At 68.7% G+C, this 7,343-nt stretch carries 7 protein-coding genes and 2 rRNA genes; 5 read left to right on the top strand and 4 right to left on the bottom strand.

The annotated features are described in order from the left end of the window. Positions 1-215, top strand: a 23S ribosomal RNA gene (locus tag TR33_RS10640); the annotation flags it as partial. Between the two features lie 94 nt (positions 216-309). After that, a 5S ribosomal RNA gene (rrf, locus tag TR33_RS10635) occupies positions 310-425 on the top strand. A gap of 164 nt (positions 426-589) precedes the next feature. Here rrf and TR33_RS10630 read toward each other — a convergent pair. The 4 genes from TR33_RS10630 to TR33_RS10615 form a co-directional block, all read right to left on the bottom strand. Further along, positions 590-1,627, bottom strand: coding sequence for a M23 family metallopeptidase (locus tag TR33_RS10630; protein ID WP_014911856.1), 1,038 nt, complete (start codon positions 1,625-1,627; stop codon positions 590-592). Positions 1,628-1,818: 191 nt separating this feature from the next. After that, complete coding sequence (locus TR33_RS10625; RefSeq protein WP_014908244.1) at positions 1,819-2,400, bottom strand: methylated-DNA--[protein]-cysteine S-methyltransferase; 582 nt, start codon at positions 2,398-2,400, stop codon at positions 1,819-1,821. Then, positions 2,397-3,890 (bottom strand): AlkA N-terminal domain-containing protein, encoded by a 1,494-nt coding sequence (locus TR33_RS10620; protein ID WP_042282901.1) that lies wholly within the window; start codon positions 3,888-3,890, stop codon positions 2,397-2,399. The genes TR33_RS10625 and TR33_RS10620 overlap by 4 nt, the downstream gene beginning before the upstream one ends. 65 nt (positions 3,891-3,955) lie before the next feature. Then, on the bottom strand, positions 3,956-4,273 hold the full coding sequence (locus TR33_RS10615; protein ID WP_042282928.1) for a hypothetical protein: 318 nt from the start codon (positions 4,271-4,273) through the stop codon (positions 3,956-3,958). Positions 4,274-4,418: 145 nt separating this feature from the next. Here TR33_RS10615 and TR33_RS10610 point away from each other — a divergent pair, with 145 nt between their 5' ends. The 3 genes from TR33_RS10610 (at position 4,419) to sucD (ending at position 7,269) form a co-directional block, all read left to right on the top strand. Continuing rightward, on the top strand, positions 4,419-4,829 hold the full coding sequence (locus TR33_RS10610; protein WP_014911485.1) for a coenzyme B12-dependent isobutyryl CoA mutase small subunit: 411 nt from the start codon (positions 4,419-4,421) through the stop codon (positions 4,827-4,829). Positions 4,830-5,195: 366 nt separating this feature from the next. Further along, a complete protein-coding gene (gene sucC / locus TR33_RS10605; RefSeq protein WP_014910146.1) occupies positions 5,196-6,377 on the top strand; it encodes an ADP-forming succinate--CoA ligase subunit beta in 1,182 nt (393 codons plus the stop codon). 13 nt (positions 6,378-6,390) lie between these two features. After that, positions 6,391-7,269, top strand: a complete 879-nt coding sequence (gene sucD, locus TR33_RS10600) for a succinate--CoA ligase subunit alpha (protein WP_014910114.1) — start codon at positions 6,391-6,393, stop codon at positions 7,267-7,269. Positions 7,270-7,343 lie beyond the last annotated feature (74 nt).

Genomic DNA, 7,343 nt, shown 5'->3' with positions numbered 1-7,343 from the left:
GTGTGCCAGTTGTCCTGCCAAGGGCATGGCTGGTTGGCTACGTTCGGGAGGGATAACCGCTGAAAGCATCTAAGCGGGAAGCCTGCTTCGAGATGAGGTCTCCTGCCTCCTTGAGAGGGTAAGGCTCCCTGTAGACGACGGGGTTGATAGGCCGGGTGTGGAAGCCTTGTGAGGGGTGGAGCTGACCGGTACTAATAGGCCGAGGGCTTGTCCGCTGCAGATAATTGGATGTTCGCGCACATTTTTCACGGATTTTTTCCCCGTGTCCTGGTTGCCTGGTGGGTGGTCTGGGGTGTGGGGGTTGGTTTCCGTGGTGGTTATTGCTGGAGGGTCACACCCGGTCTCATTCCGAACCCGGTCGTTAAGTCTCTTTGCGCTGATGGTACTGCCCTGTGGTGGGGTGGGAGAGTAGGTCGCTGCCACGGTTTTTCTTGGAGAGAGGGGCGCCCCTGTTGTGGGGGTGTCCCTTTCTTTTTTGTGTGTTGGGGGGTGCCTTGGGGTGCCCCCCTTTTTTATGCCCGAAAACGGGAGCGGGGCCGGACGGCGGAGAGTGTTCCGCCGTCCGGCCCCGCCCGAGAGTGCGGGTCGATCAGAACCCGTAGTTGTACAGGGAACCGCCCGGGTAGACGGTGCCGACACCGTTGCGGTAGGCGTAACCGCCGTAGGCGGCGCCCTCGACGAAGGTCCAACCGCCCAGGGTGCGACCGCCCAGGCCGACGTACCAGCCCGCGGCGTTCGGGTCGGTGTAGGCGCGCAGGGCGAAGTGGATGTGAGCACCGGTCGTGGAGCCACCGGCGCAGAGGCTGTTGCCCTGGGTACCCAGGTAGTGGCCGACGCCGACGTTGTTACCGGGCAGCCACTGGTAGTCCTCCAGGTGGTAGTAGTCCGTGGAGTAGCCGTTGTCGTGGATGACACGGGTCCAGCCACTGCACAACGAGTAGGCGTAGCCGCCTCGGGCCGCCCGGGCCTGACCGTTGCCGCCGGCGAAGTCCACCGAGCTGTAGGGCGGACCGGAGCTGAAGCCGTGCGGGCCGCCGGTCATCACCATCGAGGTGCCGATGGAGAAGGGCAGACCGACCCCGGTGTAGGCCATGGGGGAGATCTGCTCGGGGTCGGTGGAGGCGGCCACGGTCTCACGCTGTTCCGTGTCCATGAGGTCGGAGCCGGCGAGGATCTCGGAGAACTCCTCGGTCCCCTCCAGGCCGACCTCCCAACCGTCGGAGTCGAGCTCGGCGGCGAACAGCCAGGCGTAGGGCTCCTCGCCCTCGACCTCGGGCGCGGTGACGATGGCGACCCCGAAGGCCGCGTCGTCGGAGGTCTCCCGGATGTCCACGCGGACGTCACGGTCCTGGGCGTCCAGGGTGGAGAGTTCGGTGGATCGGAAGTCCAGGACGTCGTCGATGACGGACTCGGCCAGGGCGTCCTCCGCGTCCAAGGCGGACGATGATCCGGGAACGTCCACCTCCGTCGCGTCGAAGATGATCTCGACGTTGTCCGCGGCGGTGTAGGGCTCGATGGCCGGTTCCGCGGAGGCGGGCACGACCGTCGAGACGACGAGCGCCGCGGCCGCGGTCAACGCGAGAGTGCCGGCGGGAAGGAATCGGGGGGTGGGGGTGGGCAGTGTCAACGCCTCTCCTGGGGGAGTCGAGGGAACGGGGTATGACACCACAACCTTCGATCGTGGCTACCGCAGAGTAACCGGGGTCCCGGGGGCGGACAAGAGGGGCAGACGATGAAGGATCGGGGAACGTGCGGTTCGCGCGAGATCGGTACCGAGTGCCGCTCGCCGTTCGGTTCACGACACCTCGGGACCCCGTCTCACCTGGGACGCACGCCCTCCAGGGAGAGAAGGTGACGCTTTCTCTCCAGCCCGCCCGCGTAGCCGGTGAGACTCCCGTCGGCCCCGATGACCCGGTGGCAGGGCACGATCACACTGATGGGGTTGCGGCCGTTGGCCGTGCCCACCGCACGGGAGGCGGTCGGCCGGCCCAGCTCCTCGGCGAGCCGACCGTAGCCGGTGGTCTCCCCGTACGGGATGGTGGTCAGGGCCCGCCACACCCGGAGCTGCCAGGCGGTCCCGGCCGGGGCCAAGGGCAGATCGAACTCGCGCAACTCTCCGGCGAAGTAGGCGTTCAACTGCCGTTCGACCTCGACGAAGGGCGCGGCGTCGGCGATCCAGCCTTCGGGGATCCGGCGCGGGCTCTCGTCCTTGGAGAGCGTCCACACGCCTCCCAGGGACTCGCCGTCCCCGAACAGCAGTAGTTCGCCCAAGGGGGAGTCCATGGTCGCGTACCGGGTGGGGCCCGGCAGGGGCGTCCGGAAACGGACCGCCGGTACCCTGGCGGGTTCCGTCGCCTCGGGCAGGTCCAGTGGGAGGGTCTCCTGGTCGGTGTGGATCATCGTCCTCGTCGTTCCTCTCGGCTCCGTCGTTCTTCCATCCCGGTGGACGACGCCCATAGCAGGTGGGTGGCGTAGGAACGCCAAGGGCTCCAGTCCCGGGCCCTGGCGCGCGCGGCCGCGGGGGTCGCCGTCTCGCCGGACCTCTCCAAGGCCTGACGGACCCCCAGGTCGGTCTCCAGGAACACGTCCGGGTCGCCGAGTCCGCGCATTCTGGTGTATCGGGCGGTCCAGGGACCGATACCGCGTAGTTCCACCAGCCGTCGTTCCGCCTCGTCCCGGTCGCAGCCCGGTCCCAGGTCGATCCGGCCGGAGGCGATCGCCTCGGCCAGTCCGACCAGGGCCCGGCTTCGCGCCCTGGTCAGTGGAAGGTCGTCCGGGCTCGCCGCCGCCAGGTCCTCGGGAGTGGGGAAGGTGTGGGTGAGGCCCCCGTCGGGGGTCTCCAAGGGACGTCCGAACCGTTCCACCAGCCGTCCCGCCAGAGTACGCGCCGCTCGGACCGAGACCTGTTGGCCGAGGACGGCGCGGAAGGCGGGCTCGGCCGGGTCCACCTGACCCGGGGAGCGTACGCCCGGGTGCGCGCGCAGGGTCGGGCCCAGGATCGGGTCGGCTCCGAGGACGTCGGCGACCGCCTCCGGATCGGCGTTTAGGTCCAGGAGGTCGCGGCAGCGTCGGACCGCGCCGGCCAGATCACGGGGGTCGGTCAGGCGCAGGCGGCAGGCCACGTGCCCACCGGCCCGGCCGGTCCCGGGGGAGAGTTCGACGGTTCCGGTTCCGTGCGGGAGCCGGAGGGCGCGTCGGTAGATCCCGTCCGTGTACTCCTCGACGCCGGGGACGGCCCGGTCCCCGAGGAAGGCGAGCGTGCCCTCCAGGTCGATGGGGCTTCGGTAGGGCAGGCGCAGGGTGATCGTGCCGGAGCCGGTCGCGGTGGCCCGGCCGGCCGCCGCCTCGCGCATACGGCTCGGGGAACGGTCGTAGACGGCGCGCATGGTCTCGTTGAACTGGCGGACGCTCGAGAATCCGGCGGCGAAGGCGGCGTCGGCCATCGGCATGTCGGTGGTCTCCACCAGGATCCGCGCGGTGTGCGCGCGTTCGGTCCGGGCCAGGGCCAGGGTGCTCGCGCCGGTCTCGCCGGTGAGCAGACGGTTCAGCTGGCGTTCGCTGTAGCCCAGGGCGGCGGCCACGGAGCCCACCCCGCCCCGGTCGACGGCACCGTCCCTGATGAGTCGGACGGCGCGGCCCACGACGTCGGCCCGCAGGTTCCATTCGGGAGAACCGGGAACGGTGTCGGGGCGGCAGCGCTTGCAGGCGCGGAACCCCGATTCCTGGGCCGCGGCGGCGGATCGGTAGAAGCGGACGTTCCTTCGCAGCGGGGTGATCGCGGGGCAGCTCGGGCGGCAGTAGACGCCGGTGGTGAGCACGGCCGTGTAGAACACCCCGTCGAATCGGGCGTCTCTACTGTGCACCGCGCGGTAGCGCTGTTCGTCGTCCATCACGCCACCCATGTTCGCCGAGCGGGGTGACGCTCCGCCGGCGGTTTTCGGACATGGAGGTCGGGTCAGGCGCCCCGGTCGGTATCCCCGGTGATCTCGGGGGCGGCGTCGTGTTCCACGAGGTACTGGATGTAGACCGGGCGCAGGGCCTCCTGCACCTTCGGGTCCTGTTCCGAGGAGAGCGCCTCGTAGAGGAGTCCCGAGACCTGGGCGACGCTCGCCTCGCTGGCGTCCGTGTTGCCCGCGATCGCCTCGGCCGCGGGGATGAGACCGAGCAGTTTCCAGAAGAACCGTACGTCCCACCGTTGCCGCGCCAGTTCGACGGCGCGTTCGCGCAGGTCCTCGGTGCTGGTGTTCGCGAAACCGTTGACGTTGTCGTCCATGGACGGAAGATACCCGCACCCGTGCCCGCCACCCATGGGTGACCTGCGTTACTCTGCTCAGGAGTTCATCATCTCCTCCCCGGCGCCCGGGGAGCCCCCACAAGGGGTGCCGGGTGTGGACGGGGAACGTAGTGAGGGGTTAGTCATGGCCGAGGCCACCGCACGTGTCGTCGTCGCGAAGCCGGGACTGGACGGGCACGACCGAGGGGTCAAGATCGTGGCCCGGGTCCTGCGCGACGCGGGTGTCGAGGTCATCTACACCGGCCTGCGGCAGACCCCGGAGATGATCGTGTCCGCGGCGCTCCAGGAGGACGCCGACGCGATCGGACTGTCGGTGTTGTCGGGCGCCCACATGACCATGTTCGGTCGGGTCATGGAGTTGCTGCGCGAGAACGACGCCACCGACATCAAGGTGTTCGGCGGGGGGATCATCCCCGAGGCCGACATCGCCGAGCTGGAGGGGATGGGGGTGGCCCGGATCTTCACGCCGGGAGCGCCCACCGAGGAGATCGCCGACTGGGTCCGGGAGAACATCCGTCCGGCGCACACCGTCTGAGGGCTTCGTGACGTTGATCGCACTCGGGTGGGTGCCCCTCCAGGGGTGAAACGTCCCCGAAGTGTGTTATCCGCCGTGTCTCTGGTCACAGATTTTCCCACGTGAACGTGGATGGAGCGCCGCATGAGCGGCTTTTGTGCGCAGGGGCACCGGGAGAACGTCGCCCCGGTGTCAGATCGCGGGATCCCGGGCGACTAAGCTTTGCGCATGTCGCGGGTGGCAACGCCGCGGCGATCTCGATCTTGAGTAGGCGGCTCGACCCTCATGGGGTCGGTGTCGTGTGACACGCCATCCGTGCGTCACCGCCGATCCGGACACGCCACCCCGGTACACACTTGAGCCAGCGAGTTACAAGGACGGACCCTCGTGGACCTGTTCGAATACCAGGCGAAGGAACTCTTCGCAGAGTACGGGGTTCCCGTACCCCAGGGGAAGGTGGCGAGCACGGCCGCTGAGGCGCGTGCCATCGCTGATGAGTTCGCCGCCGCGGGCAAGCCCCGCGTCGTCGTGAAGGCCCAGGTCAAGACCGGTGGCCGTGGTAAGGCCGGCGGCGTCAAGGTCGCCGAGGGCCCCGAGGACGCTCAGGCCAAGGCCGAGCAGATCCTCGGAATGGACATCAAGGGCCACACGGTCCACCGTGTCCTGGTCGAGGAGGCGAGTGACATCGCCGAGGAGTACTACTTCTCCTTCCTCCTGGACCGCGCCAACCGTGACTTCCTCTCCATCTGCTCCGCCGAGGGCGGCATGGAGATCGAGGAGGTCGCCGAGACCAACCCCGACGCCGTCGCGAAGATCTCGATCAACGCGTTGCAGGGCGCTCCGGCGGACATCGCCGCCGAGATCGTCAAGGCGGGCAAGCTGCCCGAGGCCGCCGCCGCCGGTGCGGCCGAGGTCATCACCAAGCTGTGGGACGCCTTCGTCGGCAAGGACGCCACCCTGGTCGAGGTGAACCCGCTCATCCTGACCAAGGACGGCCGGGTCGTCGCCCTCGACGGCAAGGTGACCCTGGACGAGAACGCCGAGTTCCGCCAGGACCTGGAGAGCCTGACCTTCGCCGAGGAGGGCGACCCCCTGGAGGTCGCCGCCAAGGCCAAGGGCCTCAACTACGTCAAGCTCGACGGCGAGGTCGGCATCATCGGTAACGGTGCCGGTCTGGTCATGTCGACCCTGGACGTGGTCGCCTACGCCGGTGAGGAGCACGGTGGGGTCAAGCCCGCCAACTTCCTCGACATCGGTGGCGGTGCCTCGGCCGAGGTCATGGCCAACGGCCTGGAGATCATCCTGGGCGACCCCGCCGTCAAGAGCGTGTTCGTCAACGTCTTCGGTGGCATCACCGCCTGCGACGCCGTCGCGAACGGCATCGTCCAGGCGCTGGAGCTTCTGGAGGAGCGCGGCGACGACGTCAGCAAGCCGCTGGTCGTCCGTCTGGACGGCAACAACGCCGAGCTGGGCCGCAAGATCCTCGACGATCGCGCCCACCCGGCCGTTCGACGGGTCGACACTATGGACGGCGCCGCCGCTCAGGCCGCCGAGCTCGCGGCGAAGTAGGGGACAGGACACCATGGCTATCTTCCTGAACAAGGACAGCAAGGTGCTGGTCCAGGGCATGACCGGCTCTGAGGGCACCAAGCACACCCGCCGGATGCTGGCTTCGGGCACCGACATCGTCGGTGGCGTGAACCCGCGCAAGGCCGGTCAGAAGGTCGACTTCGACGGCACCGAGGTGCCGGTCTTCGGCTCCGTCGCCGAGGGCATGGAGGCCACCGGCGCCGACGTCACCGTGATCTTCGTTCCGCCGAAGTTCACCAAGGACGCCGTCATCGAGGCCATCGACGCCGAGATCGGTCTGGCCGTCGTGATCACCGAGGGCATCCCGGTCCACGACACCGCCGCCTTCTGGGCCTACGCCGGCTCCAAGGGCAACAAGACCCGTATCATCGGCCCGAACTGCCCCGGTCTCATCACCCCGGGTCAGTCCAACGCCGGCATCATCCCGGCCGACATCACGAAGCCGGGCCGTATCGGCCTGGTCTCGAAGTCGGGCACGCTCACCTACCAGATGATGTACGAGCTGCGCGACATCGGCTTCTCGTCCGCCGTCGGCATCGGTGGCGACCCGATCATCGGCACCACCCACATCGACGCCCTGGCCGCCTTCGAGGCGGACCCGGACACCGACGTGATCGTGATGATCGGTGAGATCGGTGGCGACGCCGAGGAGCGCGCCGCCGACTTCATCAAGGACAACGTGACCAAGCCGGTCGTCGGCTACGTCGCGGGCTTCACCGCCCCGGAGGGCAAGACCATGGGCCACGCCGGCGCCATCGTCTCCGGTTCCTCCGGTACGGCCGCCGCCAAGAAGGAGGCCCTCGAGGCCGTCGGCGTCAAGGTCGGCAAGACCCCGAGCGAGACCGCCCGTCTGGCGCGCGAGCTCTTCTAGGGTTCCTCGACCCTCGGGTCGAACACGGCTCCGCCCCGTCACCGTTCTCCGGTGGTGGGGCGGAGCCGTTCGTG

The sequence above is a fragment of the Nocardiopsis alba genome, from assembly GCF_000710955.1.
Lineage (GTDB): Bacteria > Actinomycetota > Actinomycetes > Streptosporangiales > Streptosporangiaceae > Nocardiopsis > Nocardiopsis alba.
This window is presented reverse-complemented; position numbering and strand designations above follow the sequence as displayed.

Bases quoted from the DNA above. Each gene is read 5' to 3' on its own strand.
- TR33_RS10625 (WP_014908244.1), bottom strand. From the start codon at position 2,400: ATGATCCACACCGACCAGGAGACCCTCCCACTGGACCTGCCCGAGGCG.
- TR33_RS10620 (WP_042282901.1), bottom strand. From the start codon at position 3,890: ATGGACGACGAACAGCGCTACCGCGCGGTGCACAGTAGAGACGCCCGA.
- TR33_RS10615 (WP_042282928.1), bottom strand. From the start codon at position 4,273: ATGGACGACAACGTCAACGGTTTCGCGAACACCAGCACCGAGGACCTG.
- TR33_RS10610 (WP_014911485.1), top strand. From the start codon at position 4,419: ATGGCCGAGGCCACCGCACGTGTCGTCGTCGCGAAGCCGGGACTGGAC.
- sucD (WP_014910114.1), top strand. From the start codon at position 6,391: ATGGCTATCTTCCTGAACAAGGACAGCAAGGTGCTGGTCCAGGGCATG.